Origin of the sequence: Streptomyces sp. NPDC048521 (genome assembly GCF_043199855.1) — a bacterium.
Taxonomy (GTDB): Bacteria; Actinomycetota; Actinomycetes; order Streptomycetales; family Streptomycetaceae; genus Streptomyces.
This window is the reverse complement of record NZ_JBICWR010000002.1, coordinates 183,380-200,652: the sequence shown is the minus strand read 5'-3', so window position 1 is coordinate 200,652 and position 17,273 is coordinate 183,380. Positions and strand designations below refer to the sequence as shown.

The 17,273-nt window shown below is 72.6% G+C and carries 16 protein-coding genes; 8 read left to right on the top strand and 8 right to left on the bottom strand.

Annotated elements, in window-relative coordinates:
* Window positions 1–94 precede the first annotated feature (94 nt).
* Together ACGFRF_RS05300 and ACGFRF_RS05295 are read right to left on the bottom strand one after the other, a co-directional pair.
* Complete coding sequence (locus ACGFRF_RS05300) at window positions 95–727, bottom strand: DedA family protein (protein WP_393737255.1); 633 nt, start codon at window positions 725–727, stop codon at window positions 95–97.
* Window positions 724–1,497, bottom strand: coding sequence for an MBL fold metallo-hydrolase (locus ACGFRF_RS05295; protein WP_393737674.1), 774 nt, complete (start codon window positions 1,495–1,497; stop codon window positions 724–726). Before ACGFRF_RS05295 ends, ACGFRF_RS05300 begins: the two co-directional genes overlap by 4 nt.
* A gap of 114 nt (window positions 1,498–1,611) precedes the next feature.
* Between ACGFRF_RS05295 and ACGFRF_RS05290 the strand changes: the two genes are divergently transcribed.
* The 4 genes from ACGFRF_RS05290 (at window position 1,612) to dnaK (ending at window position 7,219) form a co-directional block, all read left to right on the top strand.
* Window positions 1,612–2,013, top strand: coding sequence for a hypothetical protein (locus tag ACGFRF_RS05290; protein ID WP_393737673.1), 402 nt, complete (start codon window positions 1,612–1,614; stop codon window positions 2,011–2,013).
* A 163-nt stretch (window positions 2,014–2,176) separates the two neighbouring features.
* Window positions 2,177–4,315 carry a phage holin family protein gene (locus tag ACGFRF_RS05285; RefSeq protein ID WP_393737254.1) on the top strand — a complete coding sequence of 713 codons (2,139 nt, stop codon included), beginning with the start codon at window positions 2,177–2,179 and terminating at the stop codon, window positions 4,313–4,315.
* 475 nt (window positions 4,316–4,790) lie between these two features.
* Window positions 4,791–5,216: an OsmC family protein gene (locus ACGFRF_RS05280; protein WP_393737253.1), complete on the top strand. Its 426-nt coding sequence runs from the start codon at window positions 4,791–4,793 to the stop codon at window positions 5,214–5,216.
* A gap of 137 nt (window positions 5,217–5,353) precedes the next feature.
* On the top strand, window positions 5,354–7,219 hold the full coding sequence (gene dnaK / locus ACGFRF_RS05275; RefSeq protein WP_393737252.1) for a molecular chaperone DnaK: 1,866 nt from the start codon (window positions 5,354–5,356) through the stop codon (window positions 7,217–7,219).
* Window positions 7,220–7,350: 131 nt separating this feature from the next.
* Here the strand turns inward: dnaK and narJ are convergent, their stop codons facing one another.
* From narJ to ACGFRF_RS05260, 3 genes are all read right to left on the bottom strand, one after another.
* Window positions 7,351–7,848 carry a nitrate reductase molybdenum cofactor assembly chaperone gene (narJ, locus tag ACGFRF_RS05270; RefSeq protein WP_393737251.1) on the bottom strand — a complete coding sequence of 166 codons (498 nt, stop codon included), beginning with the start codon at window positions 7,846–7,848 and terminating at the stop codon, window positions 7,351–7,353.
* A gap of 180 nt (window positions 7,849–8,028) precedes the next feature.
* Window positions 8,029–8,892, bottom strand: a complete 864-nt coding sequence (locus ACGFRF_RS05265; protein ID WP_393737250.1) for a helix-turn-helix domain-containing protein — start codon at window positions 8,890–8,892, stop codon at window positions 8,029–8,031.
* Between the two features lie 109 nt (window positions 8,893–9,001).
* Window positions 9,002–9,829, bottom strand: a complete 828-nt coding sequence (locus ACGFRF_RS05260; protein ID WP_393737249.1) for a helix-turn-helix domain-containing protein — start codon at window positions 9,827–9,829, stop codon at window positions 9,002–9,004.
* A 132-nt stretch (window positions 9,830–9,961) separates the two neighbouring features.
* Here ACGFRF_RS05260 and ACGFRF_RS05255 point away from each other — a divergent pair, with 132 nt between their 5' ends.
* The 4 genes from ACGFRF_RS05255 (at window position 9,962) to ACGFRF_RS05240 (ending at window position 12,708) form a co-directional block, all read left to right on the top strand.
* Window positions 9,962–10,267, top strand: a complete 306-nt coding sequence (locus ACGFRF_RS05255; RefSeq protein WP_393737248.1) for a 4a-hydroxytetrahydrobiopterin dehydratase — start codon at window positions 9,962–9,964, stop codon at window positions 10,265–10,267.
* Window positions 10,268–10,272: 5 nt separating this feature from the next.
* Window positions 10,273–11,064, top strand: a complete 792-nt coding sequence (locus tag ACGFRF_RS05250) for a class I SAM-dependent methyltransferase (protein ID WP_393737247.1) — start codon at window positions 10,273–10,275, stop codon at window positions 11,062–11,064.
* Between the two features lie 289 nt (window positions 11,065–11,353).
* Window positions 11,354–11,530, top strand: a complete 177-nt coding sequence (locus tag ACGFRF_RS05245) for a hypothetical protein (protein WP_393737246.1) — start codon at window positions 11,354–11,356, stop codon at window positions 11,528–11,530.
* Window positions 11,531–11,580: 50 nt separating this feature from the next.
* The gene (locus ACGFRF_RS05240) at window positions 11,581–12,708 is read left to right on the top strand and encodes a low temperature requirement protein A (protein WP_393737245.1); all 1,128 of its coding nucleotides are present in this window, start codon (window positions 11,581–11,583) and stop codon (window positions 12,706–12,708) included.
* 67 nt (window positions 12,709–12,775) lie between these two features.
* On the opposite strand, the gene ACGFRF_RS05235 is transcribed toward ACGFRF_RS05240, so the two are convergent.
* The 3 genes from ACGFRF_RS05235 to ACGFRF_RS05225 all read right to left on the bottom strand — a co-directional run bounded on the left by ACGFRF_RS05235 (window position 12,776) and on the right by ACGFRF_RS05225 (window position 17,170).
* Complete coding sequence (locus ACGFRF_RS05235) at window positions 12,776–14,518, bottom strand: pyruvate dehydrogenase (protein ID WP_393737244.1); 1,743 nt, start codon at window positions 14,516–14,518, stop codon at window positions 12,776–12,778.
* Between the two features lie 208 nt (window positions 14,519–14,726).
* Window positions 14,727–15,764 (bottom strand): helix-turn-helix domain-containing protein, encoded by a 1,038-nt coding sequence (locus ACGFRF_RS05230; RefSeq protein WP_393737243.1) that lies wholly within the window; start codon window positions 15,762–15,764, stop codon window positions 14,727–14,729.
* A 149-nt stretch (window positions 15,765–15,913) separates the two neighbouring features.
* Window positions 15,914–17,170: an ABC transporter substrate-binding protein gene (locus ACGFRF_RS05225; RefSeq protein WP_393737242.1), complete on the bottom strand. Its 1,257-nt coding sequence runs from the start codon at window positions 17,168–17,170 to the stop codon at window positions 15,914–15,916.
* Window positions 17,171–17,273 lie beyond the last annotated feature (103 nt).

Sequence of the window (17,273 nt, the reverse complement as noted above, 5' to 3'; positions counted from 1 at the left end):
GCGCGGGGCTGTGCCGGTGCGCGGCTCCGTCGTACCGGCGCGACCAGCCGCATGCGAAGCCGCGGCCCAAAGCCGGCGGACACCCCCGACGGCGCTATCGAAAACGCCGCACCGCACTCGGGACCGCGCTGATCACCACGGTCAGCGCGACCGCCACCACGACCCCCTCCCACGGCTCCTCGAACAACGAACCCCCCAGAACACCGACCACCTGGTAGGTGGCGGCCCATGCCAGGCACGCGGCCACATTTCCCCGCGCGAACCTCCGCAGCGGCCAGTCGGCCATCAGGCACGCCAGCATCACCGGTATGCGCCCCGCGGGGACGAGCCGGGACAACACCAGCACCGCGACCCCATGCTCGGCCAGCTTCCCCCGCGCCTGCGCCAGCCGCTCCTCCGGCGCCCTCGACCGGATCGCGGCCAGCCACCGCGAGCCGTTCTTCGACCGCATCCCGCGCCGCCCCAGCCAGTACAGCGCCGCATCCCCCAGGAACGCGGCCAGCGACGCCGTCACGAACACCAGGAACAGCGAGAACGGTGCCGTCTGATGGAACGCCACCACCGCCGCCGAACTCACCAGCGCCCCGGTCGGCACCACCGGCACCAGCGCGCCGATCAGCACCAGCAGGAACAACGACGGATAGCCGAGCGCCTGCTGCGTCGACTCCGGAGGCACGGTCGACGTGGACGCGGCGGCCAGCACCGCGGCCAGGGCCGGCCGGCTCACCGGGCGACCTCCAGCCGGACACTCTCCCCGTGCCCCAGCTTGTGCACCGCCACCTGCGGCGCGGCCACGGCCGCCAGCCGCACGAACTCGTCGCCCGGCGCATGGAATTCGTGCGGGCGCACCGCGTCCATCCCGATCGGCCAGTACGTCCCGTAGTGCACCGGCACCGCCACGCGCGGCGCCAGCCGGGCCAGCGCCCGCGCCGCCCGCCCGGCGTCCAGATGCCCCTCACCGAGATACGGCCCCCAGCCGCCCACCGGCAGCAGCGCCACATCCACCGGCCCGACCCGCTCGGCCATGCCGTCGAACAGCCCGGTGTCCCCGGCGAAGTAGGTGCGCGCCTCGCCCGCCACGACGTAGCCGAGCGCCGGCGAGCGGTGCGGGCCCACCGGCAGCCGCCGCCCGTCGTGCAGTGCCGGCACCACCCGCACCAGCAGGTCACCTATCCGCACCTCGTCCCCGGGCACCACCTCGGTGATCCGCAGCCACCGCAGCCGGCGCAAACCGGGTACCGCACGTGGTGCGCCCCGGGGCACGAGCAGGCGCGTGCCCGGGGCGAGGCCGGCCAGCGAGGGCAGATGCAGATGGTCGGCGTGCAGGTGACTGACGAGCACGACGTCGGCGCGGCGGGCCTCGGCGGGCGGTACGGCACCCCGGCGGCGCCGCAGATGCGCCAGCCGCCTGGCGAACAGGGGATCGGTGAGCACCCGTGTGTTCGCATCCTCCACCGTGCAGGTTGCGTGACCCCACCAGGTGATCTCCACCGGCACCTCCTTCGCCTCCTTCACGCGACTCCCCGAAGCCTACGGGCAGGAGTAGGGTCGGCGGCGAAACCCGGAGGTGAGGGGGACGCCATGGGACAGCTACGGGGTGCCTTCGGCGCGATCACGCCGGTGCGGGTCACCGCCATCGCCAGCCTGACACCTCTGGAGGAACTGGAGGCCGACCCCTTCCTGGTGGACTCCCGCAGCCAGCACGCGATGTGCGCCCGCTGGGCGGCCGAGCGCGGCTACGTCGTCGCCCGGGAACTGCTCGTCGGCGGCCTGCGTTTCGACCATTGCGCCCTGTGGGACGGGGTGCGGCCGGGGGTGGACGTGTTCGTCGCGCCCAGTCTGCGGGTGCTCGAGCGGGCCCTGTCGTCGGTGGAGGAGTTCACCGCCGAGTGCGCGCGCCGGGGCGTGCGCGTGGAGACGGTCGGACGGGCCGAGCCGTCGTACGACGCCCAGATGAAGGCACGCGTGCACCGGCGCCTGTCGATGCCGACGGCCGGTTACGACGGACGGTGACGCGCCCCCTGTGACCCGCCCGGACCGGGTTTCGCCCGATACGGCCCCGAGCGTGCCCTGCCCGGTATGACAAGGTGGAGCCCGGCCCGATGGGCCGAGCGAAGCGAGATGGGGGTCCCCTCGCCCGGGCTGGGGGAGGGCCGGGACGTGAGGTGTGCGGGGCATGCGAGGCGTGCGGTGGCGGCGGATCGCCAGTCAGGTCGGGCGGAGCATCGCCGTATGGGCGGCCTCCACGCTCACCATGCTGGTCCTCGCCGGGCTCCTGCCCGACTTCCAGCTCCAGTCCGCCGACGGCGACAGCGCCACCCGTATCGCCATCGCCGCCGCCTGCGGGGCCGGCGCCTTCGGTGTGCTCTCGGCCGTTGTCTGGCCGCTCCTGGTCCGGCTGCTGCTGCTCGTGCCCGCCCTGGTGCTCGGCCTGCTGGTCTTCTTCCTCAACGGTTCCCTGCTGCTGCTCGCCCTGCGCATCAATCCCTCCGGCCGCGGCGAGGCCGCCCCGGAGACCGCCGTCATCGTCGCCGCCGTGATGTCCGCCGTCGCCTCGGCCACCGGCGCCGCCCTCGCCGTACGCGACGACGAGACCTACCGGCGCCGCCTGCACCGGCTCGCCACCCGCGGCCGCCGGGCCGAGCCGCCCTGTCCGTCCGCCCCCGGCCTGGTCTGCGTCCAGCTCGACGGCGTGGGCCATGACGTGCTCATGGAGGCCGTCGGCAAGGGCCTGATGCCGACCGTCGCCCGCTGGCTGGCGGCAGCCGACGGCGCACAGCCGGCGGGCGACCCCCCGCAATCCGCCGACGGTACGCGGCCGACGACCGCCCGCCCCCGGCCCACCCACCGCCTCACCCCCTGGCACACCGACTGGTCCAGTCAGACCGGCGCCAGCCAGCTCGGCATCCTGCACGGCAGCACCTTCGACGTGCCGGCCTTCCGCTGGTACGAGAAGGACCGGGGCGAGGTGATGGTCTGCAATCGCCCGACCAGCGCCGCCGAGCTGCAGCGCCGCGCGACAGCGCACACGGGCGACGGCGGACTGCTCGCCCTCGACGGCGCCAGCCGCGGCAACCTGTTCAGCGGGGGCGCCGGCGAACAGGCCCTCGTCCTGTCCATCGCCGTCCGCCGCCGCAGCCGGGAGAACCGTTCCCGCGCCGGGTACTTCGCCTACTTCTCCGACCCCGCCAACGCCGTGCGCACCGCCCTGTCCTTCGTCGCCGAGGTGGTCCGCGAGATAGGCCAGTCCACCCGCGCCCGCATCCGCAGACAGCGGCCCCGGGTCAGCCGCGGCGGGCTCTATCCCTTCGTCCGTGCCTTCGCCACCGTGGTCGAACGGGACGTCGTCGTCGCCGCGGTGCTGGGGGACATGCTGGCCGGCCGCACCGCCGTCTACGCCGACCTCGTCGCCTACGACGAGGTCGCCCACCACTCCGGACCGCACAGCCGGGACGCCGAGAAGGTACTGCAGCGCCTCGACCGGTCCCTCGCGCTCCTCGCACGGGTCGCCGAACACGCCCCGCGCCCGTACCGGATCGTCGTCCTCTCCGACCACGGGCAGAGCCCCGGCGAGACCTTCCACGCCCGCTACGGCCTCACCCTCGGCGACCTGGTCCGGGCCGGCTGCGGACTGCCCGTCCCCCGCCGCGCCGAACGCACCCACAGCGGTGCCGAGGCCCGCGCCGCCGTCCGCGCGGCCCTGCGCCGGCCCGTGGAGGAGAACGGCACGCACCACCGCTCCGCCCGCGGCCCGGAACCGATCGTGCTGGCCTCCGGCAATCTCGGCCTGGTCTCCTTCCCGGACGTGCCGCACCGCATGACCAAGGAGGAGATCGACGCCCGCCACCCCGCCCTGCTCACCACCCTCGCCAACCACCCCGGCATCGGCTTCCTGCTGGTGCGCAGCGAGGCGCACGGCGGTGTCGTGCTGGGCGCCTACGGCGCCGAGATCCCGCTGGCCGAACTCGACGACACCTCCGGCCCGCTGGCCCGCTTCGGCCCCGGCGCCGCCGACGCCGTCCGCCGCACCCACTCCTTCCCGCACACCGCGGACATCATGGTGAACTCCGCCCATGACCCCGCCGACGGCGAAGTCCTCGCCTTCGAGGAACAGATCGGCTCCCACGGCGGCCTCGGCGGCGCCCAGTCGCGCCCGTTCCTGCTCTCCCCGCTGGACCTGTCCGCACCCGTCGGGGACGGGGAGCGGCTGACCGGCGCCGAGCAGGTGCACCACGTCCTGCGCCGCTGGCTGGGCGAGCTGGACGGACCGCAGGTACCGCTCACCACGGCCGTGGAGGAGGAGCGGGCCGCCTGAAATCCGGCTGCGCCCGCACCGCCGCACGCCCACACGAATCCCCGCTTCGCAGGCTGCCGTCGCCGTCACTCCCGCCCGCGTCCCCGAACTCCTCCTCGGCCTCGCCACCGCCCGGCCCGTCTTCCTCTGGGGCGCCCGAGGAGATCGCCCGCTGTACGTTCGGCGTGGTCAAGGGTGCTCGGCGCGATCGCCTCCTACGCCGAGGCGCGCACGGGCGCGGCGGCACGCTCACTGCAGCCCGGCATCGACCTACTGCACCGGGTGAGGACTTCCCGCCGACCGCTCCGGTGCTGGTCATCACCGACGGCTGGTGCGACGTGCCGCGGGTGCGCCGGGAGCACGCCTACATGATCCCGCAGGGAAGTCAGCTCCCGTTCACCCCGCGTGGGCCGGTCTTCGGAGTGCGATGAGCCGGAATGTGATCGGATAGGAGCAGAGAATCCTGGAAACGGGACCACACGCGAAAGGAACCACCGTGGCTACCACGCGCACCGCACACACGGTCTGGGAAGGCAACCTGCTCGAGGGCAGCGGCGTCGTCACCTTCGACTCCTCCGGCATCGGCCAGCAGCCGGTCACGTGGGCCTCGCGCGCCCAGGACGCGAACGGCAAGACCAGCCCCGAGGAGCTGATCGCGGCCGCCCACTCGAGCTGCTTCTCCATGGCCCTCTCGCACGCCCTGGCCGGCGCCGGCACCCCGCCCACCCGGCTGGAGACCAACGCCGACGTCACCTTCCAGCCCGGCGAGGGCATCACCGGCATCCACCTCACCGTGCGCGGTGAGGTGCCCGGCCTCGACGCGGACGGTTTCGCCTCGGCCGCCGAGGACGCCAAGAAGAACTGCCCGGTCAGCCAGGCCCTGACCGGTACGACCATCACCCTGACGGCCGAGCTGGCCTGACGCTCGTACGTCCCCGCGTGCCGCGCCCCCCACCGGGGCGCGGCATCGCCGTTTCCTGGGAACCCGTGCATTGACAGCGCCGTACGCACGTCCTGTGCTGGAAGTGCCGAAGGCGCCCGGGTGGAAGGGGACGGACCATGGCACGTGCGGTCGGGATCGATCTGGGGACGACGAACTCGGTGGTGGCCGTCCTGGAGGGCGGCGAGCCCACGGTCGTCGCCAATGCGGAGGGTGCGCGGACCACACCGTCCGTGGTGGCGTTCGCGAAGAACGGCGAGGTGCTGGTCGGTGAGGTCGCCAAACGGCAGGCCGTGACGAACGTGGAGCGCACCGCCCGCTCGGTGAAGCGGCACATGGGCGACACGGCCTGGCGCTTCCCCGAGCAGGGCACCATCGACGGCACCCGCCTGCGGGCACAGGAGCTGTCGGCGCGGGTGCTGCAGAAGCTGAAGCGGGACGCGGAGGCCTACCTGGGCGAGGACGTCACGGACGCGGTGATCACCGTACCCGCGTACTTCGACGACACCCAGCGGCAGGCCACCAAGGAGGCCGGGGAGATCGCCGGCCTGAAGGTGCTGCGGATCATCAACGAGCCGACCGCCGCCGCCCTCGCCTACGGCCTGGACCGGGGCGAGGAGCAGACCGTCCTGGTCTTCGACCTCGGCGGCGGCACCTTCGACGTGTCCCTGCTGGAGATGGGCGACGGCGTCATCGAGGTGAAGGCCACCAACGGCGACACCCACCTCGGCGGCGACGACTGGGACCAGCGGGTCGTCGACCACCTGGTCAAACGGTTCAAGGGGCAGTACGGCATCGACCTCGCGGCCGACAAGATGGCGGTGCAGCGGCTGCGGGAGGCCGCGGAGAAGGCCAAGATCGAGCTGTCCTCGTCCACCGAGACCTCGATCAACCTGCCCTACATCACCGCCTCCGCCGAGGGTCCGCTGCACCTGGACGAGAAACTGACCCGGGCCCAGTTCCAGGAGCTGACCGCCGACCTGCTGGACCGCTGCAAGACGCCCTTCCACCAGGCGGTGCGGGACGCCGGTGTGGAGCTGTCCGCGATCGACCACGTCATCCTGGTCGGCGGCTCCACACGGATGCCCGCGGTCACCGACCTCGTGAAGGAACTCACCGGCAAGGAGCCCCACAAGGGCGTCAACCCCGACGAGGTCGTCGCGGTCGGCGCGGCCCTCCAGGCGGGCGTCCTGCGCGGCGACGTCAAGGACGTGCTCCTGCTCGACGTCACCCCGCTGTCCCTGGGCATCGAGACCAAGGGCGGCATCATGACCAAGCTGATCGAGCGCAACACCACGATCCCGACCCGCCGTTCGGAGATCTTCACCACCGCCGCCGACAACCAGCCCTCGGTCGGCATCCAGGTCTACCAGGGCGAACGCGAGATCGCCGCCTACAACAAGAAGCTCGGCGTCTTCGACCTCACCGGCCTGCCGCCCGCCCCGCGGGGCATCCCGCAGATCGAGGTCGCCTTCGACATCGACGCCAACGGCATCATGCACGTCTCCGCCAAGGACCTCGCGACCGGCCGCGAGCAGAAGATGACCGTCACCGGCGGCTCCGCCCTGCCCAAGCAGGACATCGACCGCATGATGCGGGACGCGGAACAGTACGCGGAGGAGGACCGCAAACGGCGCGAGGCCGCCGAGACCCGCAACCAGGCCGAACAACTCGTCTACCAGACCGAGAAGTTCCTCCGCGACAACCAGGAACGGGTGCCCGCCGACACCCGCCGGGAGGTCGAGGAGGCGACGGGGGAGCTCAAGACCCTGCTGGAGCAGAACGCGGACACCTCCGCCCTGCGCGCCGGCGTCGACAAACTCGCCACCGTCAGCCAGAAGATGGGGCAGGCGATGTACGCCCAGGCCCAGCCGTCCGCCGACGACGGTCCGGCCGGGGAACAGAGTGCCGGCGCCGATGAGGAGGGCGTCGTGGACGCGGAGATCGTCGACGAGGACCGGGACGCGAAGGGCGGCGCGGCCTGACCGCCCAGCCGCTCCCGGCCCCGTGCACCAGCCGGCTGTACGGCGTGAGCAGCGGCCGGTCGCCTGGTGGTGGGTGCGGCCGTCGCGACAGCCCGATCCCGGCGGCGGCCCGCGCTACGGCTGCCGTGCGGTCACGATGGGCGCACTCCGGTGGGCGCGGGCGGCAGGGTGGCACACACCGCGTCCAGGACGCCGGCATACGGGGTGCCGTAGTCGGTCAACCGCGTCCGCAGCTGTTCGAGGGCGTCGCGGTGTTCGGTGAGCAGTCCGGTGTCGCCCGTCCGCGCGGTGAACTCCAGCACCGCCGGCAGGAAGTCCGGCAGCTCCTCGCCGCTGCACTCCAGGCCGTGCTCCCGGTACACCTCCGCGAACCGGACCAGGGACATCCCGCGCCGCCGGGTGCCGCCGTCGCGCCACCGGCTCAGGTAGAGGGTGTGCCGGTTCTTGACGTCGAAGACCTGCACGTAGTGCGCGGCCAGTTCCTGCGGCGGGGTGACGGCCGCGTGGTCGGTGAACGCCCGCAGCTGCGGGGCGGCTTCGCGCAGCAGCGGCAGGCGGGCGACGAAGTCGTCGTCCGGGTAGGTCAGGCAGAGCGCCGCCGCCTGGTACAGCACCGCGTCCGAGGGCATCACGCCTCCTTCGCGTCGTCGGACGTCTGCCGCCGGCGCACCGGATGGAGGTTCACCGTCCAGCGGCACGCACCGGTGCGGTTCGCCCCGTGCTTCGAACCTAGGGGAGGGCGCCGGAACGCACCCGTTCACAGACCCGTACGGGTCATCCTGGAGGCGGGCGGTGCCGGAGGGCCCGGGTCAGAGGTTCTCGCGCCACTGTCGCAGGAGTTTCCTCGTGCGCTGGACCGAGGCCGCCCGGGCCGTCATGTGGTCCAGGACCTCCAGATGCGCGGCGACCTCGCGGCGCGAATCCAGGTAGAGCGCACCGGTCAGGTACTCGGTGAACACCATGTCCGGCAACTCCGGTTCGGCGAACCGGAACAGCGTGAAGGGCGCGTACGTCCCCGGATGCGGGCCGGCCGCGAACTCGGCGAGCTGCAGTGTGACCCCGTCCCGTTCCGCGTACTCCAGCAGCCGGTCCAGCTGGTCCCGCATCACCTCGGACCGCACGCTCACCGGACGCCTGAGCGCCGTCTCGTCCATGATCACCCACAGATGGGGCGGATCCTGCCGCTCCAGCAGCCGCTGCCGTTCCATGCGCAGCGACACGTGCCGCTCGATCGTCTCCGGCTCCCGCTGCCCGACCGTGCCGGCCTCCAGCACCGCCCGCGCGTACTCCTCCGTCTGCAGCAGCCCGGGCACGAAGTGCGGCTCGTAGGAGCGGATGACCCGCGCGGCGCCCTCCAGGCTGACGTACAGGCTGAACCAGTCCGGCAGCACATCGTGGTACCGCTGCCACCAGCCCGGCTGGTTCGCCTCCTCGGCCAGCCGCACGAACGCGGCCGCCTCCTCCTCGGCCACCCCGTAGGTGGACACCAGCACCTGCACGTACGGGATCTTGAGCGCGACCTCGGCCATCTCCATGCGCCGTACGGTCGCCGACGCCACCCGCAGCACCCGGGCGGCCTCCTCACGGCTCAGCCCGGCCGCCTCCCGCAACTCCTGCAACCGCTTGCCGAGCACCACCTGGCCCACGGTGGGCGCAGCCCGCCGCTCACTCACGCCACGCCCTCCCCTACGCGCCGAAGTACGCGGGCAGTCTGTCACGGGATGGCGTCTCGCACACGCGGTCGAGCAGACTCGGCGTCGGCCGACTCGCGTACGCGGCCGTTCACCCGGCCAGCGTGTGCAGGTATTTGGTGGTCGCCGGGTCCGCCGGCAGGAACGTCTCGATCGCGATCTCGGCGACCGTGACGTCCATCGGCGTGTTGAACGTCGAGATCGACGACACGAAGGACAGGATCCGGCCGTCGTGCTCGATCCGCAGCGGCAGCGCGAAGTACGCGACGGGCTCGGCCGGTTCCTCACCGGCCGCGTCCTCGGGCACCGGGTAGGCCGACACCTCCTCGTACAGGGCGCGGAGCCGGTCGGAGCGGTGCAGGGCGATCTCCCGCTCCATCTGCGCCAGCAGATGGCCGCGCCACTCCCGCAGATTGCGGATGCGCGGCGCCAGACCCCGTGGGTGCAGGGTCAGCCGCATCGCGTTCGGCTCCGGTGTCATCAGCTCCTGCGGCACACCCTCCAGCAGCATCGCGATGCCACGGTTGGCCGCGAGGACCGTGTAGCCGGCGTCGACCACCAGCGCGGGGTAGGGCTCGTAGCCCCGGATGAGGCGCTCCATGCCGTCGCGCAGCGCGTCCAGCGCCGGGTCGTCCAGCGGCGTCTCCGGGTAGTGCGGGGCGTAACCCGCCGCCAGCAACAGGGCGTTGCGCTCCCGGACCGGCACGTCCAGATGCTCGGCGAGCCGCAGCACCATCTCCTCGCTCGGCCGGGACCGGCCGGTCTCGATGAAGCTGATGTGCCGGGCGGAGGAGTCGGCGCGCAGCGCCAGCTCCAGCTGGGAGATCCGGCGCCGCTCCCGCCAGGCGCGCAGGTGCGGGCCGACACCCTTGTCGGCGACGGCGGCGGACGCTGAGGGACCGGGCGCGACCATGGTCATACGGACGACCCTATCGAGTGCGGCCGCCGCCGGCGTGGCAGGCTGAACACGTACCCGCCTACTCCGGAGGGGGACGCCCTCGAGGGGACGCCCGCGAGGGAGACGCCCGCCGACACCGAGGGAGATCCCGTCATGGCCGTCGAACCGCTGTCGCAGAAGGAGATCGAGGACCGGCTGGCCGAGCTGCCCGGCTGGTCGGTGGACGGTGACCGGCTCACCCGCTCCTACCGGCTCGGCTCGCACTTCGCGGCGGCGGCGCTGGTCGTGCACATCGCGGGTATCCAGGACGAGCTGGACCACCACTCGGACCTCACCCTCGGCTACAACACCGTCTCCCTCAGCGTGAACACCCACAGCGCGGGCGGTGTCGTCACCGCGAAGGACTTCGGCCTCGCCCGTAGGGTGGAGGACATCGCCCCAGGTCACGGCGCACACTGAGGGGCGTGCTCGACTACGACAAGGAAGCCGGCCACTACGACGCCTCCCGCGGCGGCGAAGCCCGTGCCGCGGCCGCCGCGCAAGCCCTCCTCGCCCTGCTGCCCGACACCCCGGGCCACCTCCTCGACGTCGCCTGCGGCACCGGGATCGTCACCCGGCGGCTCGCCGCCGCCCGCCCCGGGCTGCGGGTGACGGGCGCCGACCTCACCCCCGCCATGGCCCGCATGGCCTCGGCCCGGCTGCCCGGCGCGATCGTGCGGGCCGACAGCCGCCGGCTGCCCCTGCGCACCGGCAGCGTCGACGCGGTCACCACCGTCTGGCTGCTGCATCTGCTGGACGCCGAGGACGTCCGCGCCGTCGTCGCCGAGTGCGCCCGGGTGCTGCGGCCCGGCGGGGTCTACGTCACCACCGTCGACAAGGCCGCAGCGCACGACGTCGGCAGCGACATCGACGCCGTCCTCGCCTCCCGCCCGCGCCGCCCCGCCGCGGACGCCGCCGGCACGGTGACCGCGCACGCCGCCCGGCACGGGCTGCTCCCCTCCGGCCGCGCCTGCTTCCGCGGCGTCGGACAGGGCCGCAGCCCCCGCGACACCATCGCGGACCTGCGCCGCGGCTGGTTCACCCTGCTGCCACCGGGCGAGCCGCGCACCGAGGAGTTCGCCACGCGACTGGCCCACCTCCCGGACCAGGACCGGCCCCGCGGGGACCCGTCCTTCAGCCTGTGCGCCTTCCGCAAGCCGACGGCCGCCTGGGCGGGGCTCCTGCCCCGGTCGCCGGAGGGCAAGGCCGTCAGGTGATGTGCCGTGGTAGCGCGGCGACCGGGGCAGGAGCCTCGCCGGGACGCCGTACCACCATGACCTTCCCGCTCGGCGCGTGGCGGTCGAACAAGGCAGTGCCCAGTTCGCGTTCGAGGGCCCGGACCGTGCTGGACACGGCGGAGGCGGCGGCCCTCGATCCTCGCCGGGTCCGTGCGGGTGTTCACTCCGGGGCAAGTCTCCGTGCACGGGCGGACTCGGGCCGTCGTCCGGCCGTCCTAGTGTCAACGGGACGGCCCATGCCCGAAGAGCCGTCGGAACGAGGAGAGGCGTGAGCGCGAACGAACAGGCGGTCGTGGTGGCCACCGGGCCGCGCCGCGCGACGGCCGCTGCCCGCGCCGTCGAGGCCCGGCGCGCTGCCGGGCCGACCGCCGGTACCCGGCCCCGGATCCCCCCGTGTGCCCCCTTCCACCGCACCGTCGAGCCGGCCCTGGGAGTCCTCCGCTGAACCGCGCCACGACCGTGCGGACGGACCCGGGTGCCAGGCGATGGCACACCATGGTGGGCCGCGACCCCGGAGAGCCGCACCGGTCCGCCACCTCGCTGGAACTCTTCTTCGACCTGTGCTTCGTCGTCGCGGTGGCGCAGGCCTCCGCGAGCCTGCACGGGGCGCTGACGGCGGGCGACTACGCCACCGGTGCCCTGCGCTTCGCGCTGGTCTTCTTCACCATCTGGTGGGCGTGGATGAACTTCACCTGGTTCGCCTCCGCCTACGACCCGGACGACATCCCGTACCGGCTGACGGTGCTGGCGCAGATCACCGGCTCGCTCGTCCTTGCCGCCGGGGTGCGCCGCGCCTTCGAAGGCGGGGATCTGCGCGTCGTCACGCTCGGGTACGTCGTGCTGCGGACGGCGTTGGCCGCGCTCTGGCTGCGTGCCGCGCTGTCCGACCCCGCCCACCGGAGGACGACGCTGCGCTTCGCCGCTGGAGTGACGGTCTGCCAGTTCGGCTGGGTGGGACTGCTGTTCGTCCCGTCGCCGGTGCGGCTTCCCGGCATCGTGGTGCTGATCGTGGCCGAGCTGTCCGTACCCCTGTGGGCGCAGGCCGCCGGGATGACCCCCTGGCATCCGCACCACATCGCCGAGCGCTACGAGCTGTTCACCCTCATCGTGCTCGGCGAGTCCGTCGCGGCCGCCACCGTCGCCGTCCGCGGCGCCTTCGACCGGCACCAGGGCACCGGCGCGCTGTACGCGCTGGCGGGCGGCGGCCTGCTCATGGCCTACGCGATGTGGTGGCTGTACTTCGCCAGACCCGCACACATCCTGCTCGCCACGACGCACCAGGCCCACCGCAGGAGGTTTCCCTGGGCCTACGGCCACTACCTGATCTTCGCCTCGGCGACCGCCGAGGGCGCCGGCCTGGCCGCGTACGCCGATCACGTCACGCGTCACACCGGCGCATCGCCGACCGCCGCCGGCGCCGCGGTCACCGTGCCGGCGGCCGTGTTCCTGATCACCGTATGGGCGGTGCACCTGCGGCCCCACCAAAGGACCGTGGCCGAACGGATCCCGTTCCCCGTCGCCGCGATCGGTGTCCTCATGGCCACCTGGGCGCCGGTACCCGCGCTGCTCGCCGGCATGACGCTGGCGGTCCTGGTCGCCGTGGCCACCGTGCCGCGCCGGTGACGACCCGTGGCAGCCCTCAGCGGCCGCTCCCGGCCGCGGCCGCCTCGCCGAGAAGCGCGCGGAGCCCTCAACCGCGGGGAATGTTGCGCAGGTTGGCCCGGGCCAGGTGGACCATGCGTCCGACGCCTCCGGTCAGGACCGTCCGGCTCGCCGAGAGCGCGAAGCCTCTGATCTGCTCGGCGGTGATCTTCGGCGGGACGGCCAGCGCGGCGGGATCGGTGACGACGTCGACCAGCGCGGGCCCCTCATGGGCGAAGGCCTCGCGCAGCGCGTCGCGCACCTCGCCGGGCCTCTCCACCCGGATGCCGCGGGCACCGGCCGCGGTGGCGATGGCCGCGTAGTCGGCGTGCGGGTAGGTCGTGCCGTACGGAGGCAGCCCGTCGACCATCATCTCCAGGTCGACCATGCCGAGGGAGGAGTTGTTGAACACGACCACCTTCACCGGCAGTCCGTACTGGACGAGCGTGAGGAAGTCGCCCATGAGCATGGAGAACCCGCCGTCGCCGGAGAGGGAGACGACCTGCCGGCCGCGGTCGAGGAACTGGGCGCCGATGGCCTGGGGCAGCGCGTTGGCCATCGAGCCGTGCACGAACGAACCGAGGATGCGGCGCCGGCCGTTCGGCGTCAGATAACGCGCCGCCCACACACAGCACATGCCGGTGTCCACGGTGAACACCGCGTCGTCGGCGGCCTCCTCGTCCAGCACCGCGGCCACGTACTCGGGATGGACCGGAGTGTGCCTGTCGACGTTGCGGGTGTAGGCGCTCACCGCACCCTCCAGCGCGTGGGCGTGCCGCTCCAGCATGCGGTCGAGGAAACGGCGCGAGGACTTCTCCCGCACCGCGGGGGTCAGGCACCGCAGGGTCTCGCGCACGTCTCCCCAGACGGCGAGGTCGAGCTGCGTGCGCCGGCCCAGCCGCTCCGGCTGCACGTCGACCTGGACGGTCCGCACATCGCGGGGCAGGAAGTCCGTGTACGGGAAGTCCGTGCCGAGGAGCAGCAGGAGGTCGCACTCGTGCATCGCCTCGTACGCCGCTCCGTAGCCGAGCAGACCGGACATGCCGACGTCGTACGGGTTGTCGTACTGGATGTGTTCCTTGCCGCGCAGCGCGTGTCCGACCGGTGCCTTGACCTTCTCGGCGAAGGCCATCACCTCGGCGTGGGCACCGGCGACGCCCCGGCCGCAGAACACCATGACGCGTTCGGCGGCGTCCACCAGGTCCGTGAGCCGGGCGAGTTCCTGGTCGCTCGGGCGGATGGCCGGAAGGTCCAGGGGCATGGCGAGTTCGGGTGCCGAGTCCGGGGATTCCTCGGAGGCGGTGTCACCGGAGAGCGCCACCACCGAGACGCCGCGCCGGCCGACGGCGTGCTGGATCGCCGTCTGCACCACGCGCGGCATCTGCCGGGGTGAGGAGATCAGCTCGGCGTAGTGGCTGCACTCGGCGAACAGCCGGTCGGGGTGGGTCTCCTGGAAGTAGCCGGTCCCGATCTCCCCGCTGGGTATGTGCGCGGCCAGCGCGAGCACGGGCGCCATCGAGCGGTGGGCGTCGTACAGGCCGTTGATCAGATGGAGGTTGCCCGGCCCGCAGGAGCCCGCACAGGCCGCCAGCCGACCGGTGAGCTGGGCTTCCGCGCCGGCGGCGAACGCCGCGACCTCCTCGTGGCGGACCTGGATCCACTCGATGGCATCGTGCCGTCTGACCGCGTCCACGACGGGGTTCAGGCTGTCTCCGACCACGCCGTACATGCGGCGCACACCGGCACGGGCCATGAGGTCGACATACTGCTCGGCAATGGTCTGCTTGGCCATGGGGCTCCTCGTATTCCGGCATTGCCGCGGGCCCGCCGTGCGAGGGCACAGCGGGCCGGCTTCGCGCCCGGATCACGTTAGTGAGACGGCGGAGCCGCGCTTGCCCGACCGTGCACGGGCTCGGTTCCGTCAGTGCAGCGGTCCCCGACCGCGCCACGGCCACGGCGTACGGCGGCCGGTTCCGCCGCGAAGAACACGGAAACCCGTGTCAGGCGTCGACGAGCTGCGGGTGTGACGCGGGGGGCGGCGTCACACCCTGGGTGCCGCGCCATTCTCGTGGGGACATCCCGTAGGCGGCCCGGAACACCCTGCTGAAATGCGCGGCACTGGTGAAACCCCATCGGTGCGCGACCGCGGAGATCGTGGCGCCGTTCCCGCGGCGCGCGAGTTCACGCCGGCACTCCTCGAGCCGACGCCGTTGGATGTACCGGCCGACCGTGACGTCTTCGCTCTCGAACAGCTTGTGCAGGTAGCGCAGGGATATGTGGTGGGCGCGGGCGATGACCTGCGGGGTCAGGTCGGGGTCCGCGATGTGAAGGTCGACGAACTCCTGAACGCGCAGCAGCAGTGCCCCGTTCGCGCCCGGCGTGTCCGCGCTCGACCGGCCGAGGAGCTCGTCGGCCATCACGCCGATCAGATCCACGACGTTGCGCGCCATCAGCTCACTGGTGCGGGGCGAGTACGTTCCCGCGTCGTCCACGAGCCCGGCGAGGAAGGGCGCCATCAGCCCGCCCAGCGGGGTGGCGGAGCCGAGCGGGGAGGCCGTGACGCGAGCCATCTCGCACTCGTCCAGGCCCAGCACCTCCCTCGGCAGGACGAGGGACTTCGTCCGGAACGGCTGGGGCAGGTCCAGGCGGACGGGGCGTGCCCTGTCGTAGAGGAAGACATCCCCTGGTTCCAGGAGCGCTTCGCGGCCGTCCTGCTGGATTCGGGCGACTCCCCTTTCCAGCAGTTTGACCACCACGTACTCCTCCTCGCGGCCCCGCGCGACGAGCCGGCGGGTGCGCAGCACGGAAGGGCGGTCGCCGTCGACGGCGACCGCCTGGAGGCGGCCGAGCGGTGTCGTGCGGATCGTGCCGGAACGCACCTCGTCCGGGACGGCGATGTCCACCAGGCCGAACGTCCGGGACAGCGCTTCGCGCCAGTACGCACGTCTGCGGTCGGCGGGCGGCGAGTCGGTGGTGGAGAGGGCGCCCGGGAGGTGCCGGGACTCCGGACTCGTGGTGTCCGGCATGGTGTCCGGCATGGTTTCCGCCTTTCAGCCGGTGTGCGCTTTCCCGAACACCGTGCCAGGGGGCCTGGGCCTGACACATCGCGTGAATCCGCTAGATCAGGGATGTAAGAGGACGAGCCGCTCCCGGAAACGTCCCCGTTCCCTCGCGCCGGCCCTGCCGTTCAGGAACCGGTCGCCATCCGCTGCGCATGCTCGAGTGCTTCCTCGGGCGTCTGCTCGCCCGTGAGCGCGGACTGGATCGCGGTGTAGATGCCGGTCGCCGCCTTGGGCCACCTGACGCCGAGTTCGCTGGTACGGGCCCGCGCCGCTCGGACGCTCCTGACGAAGGCGGCCATCGACGGCACCCGCTCGGCGTACCGGGCGGCCACCGTGGAGCGGGAGGGCACGGTGAAGTGCTGCTCGGCCACGGTGAGCATGTGCGCGGAGTCGTTCAGGCAGGCGAGCACCTGGGCGGCCTTCTCCTGCCGGGCCTCGGAGGCGCTCTGCGGGACCGTCCACACCTCACCGCCGAGCGGGGTGACCGGGGTCTGCCCGATCCGCGGGACGGGGACCGGGGCAACGCCCCAGCGCAGGTTCTTGTCCTGGTTCAGGGCCGGGATGCGCCAGGGACCGTTGATCATCATGGCCGTCCTGCCGGCGGCGAACTGATCGTGGACGTCCGCCTGGGTCCAGTTCAGCACCGACTTCGACATGGATCCGCTCTTGACCAGGTCGACCCACAGCTGGAGCGCCTGCGCGGCCTGCGGGGTGTCCAACCGCCTCTCGTCCCCGCCGTTGGACCACAGGAAGGGCAGGAACTGCCAGGCGCCCTCGAAGGTGGCGTTCGCGTCGACCGCCATGCCGTGACGGCCCGGGCGCGTCAGCTCGGCCGCCGCCGCCTTCAGCTCGTCCCAGGTCCTCGGCACCGTGACGCCGGCCTCGGTCAGCATGTCCTTGTTGTAGAAGAGGGCGACCGTGCTGACGTTGGGCGCCAGTCCGTACACCTTTCCCTGATAGGTGCCCGCCGACAGGATGCCCTGGGCGAAGCCGCCCGAGTCGATGCCGTACCGGTCCAGCGGGGTCAGCGCGCCGGTCTGTGCGATCTGCTGCAGGTCGGGGTTGTCCAGCATCAACAGGTCGGGAAGGGTCCGCGACGAGGCCTGCCGCAGGACCGTGGGGACGAGCGACGCCCCCGGCACGCTCGTGTGCTCGACCCTGACACCGGCGGTCTTGCCGCAGGCCGTGAGCAACGCGCCCCATTGGGCGTGTTCGGACGCGTCGGTGTAGTAGTCGAGGGCGGTGATGGAGGTGGCATCGCCTGCGGCGGACCCGTCCCCGGCGCCGCCGGCGCACCCGGTGGCGGTCAGTAGCAGGGCGGCGACGCCGGCCCGCAGGAGGGCGGCCGTCCGCCGCGCCGACGGTCTGGCCGATGAGATCATGGTGGTGCCTTTACCGAGTGACGTCTGTGGCAGGAGAGTTGCGTGTCGACGGGCGTCGCCGAGGTGATCCACACTCATATCTTCTGAAACGCGAATATTATCG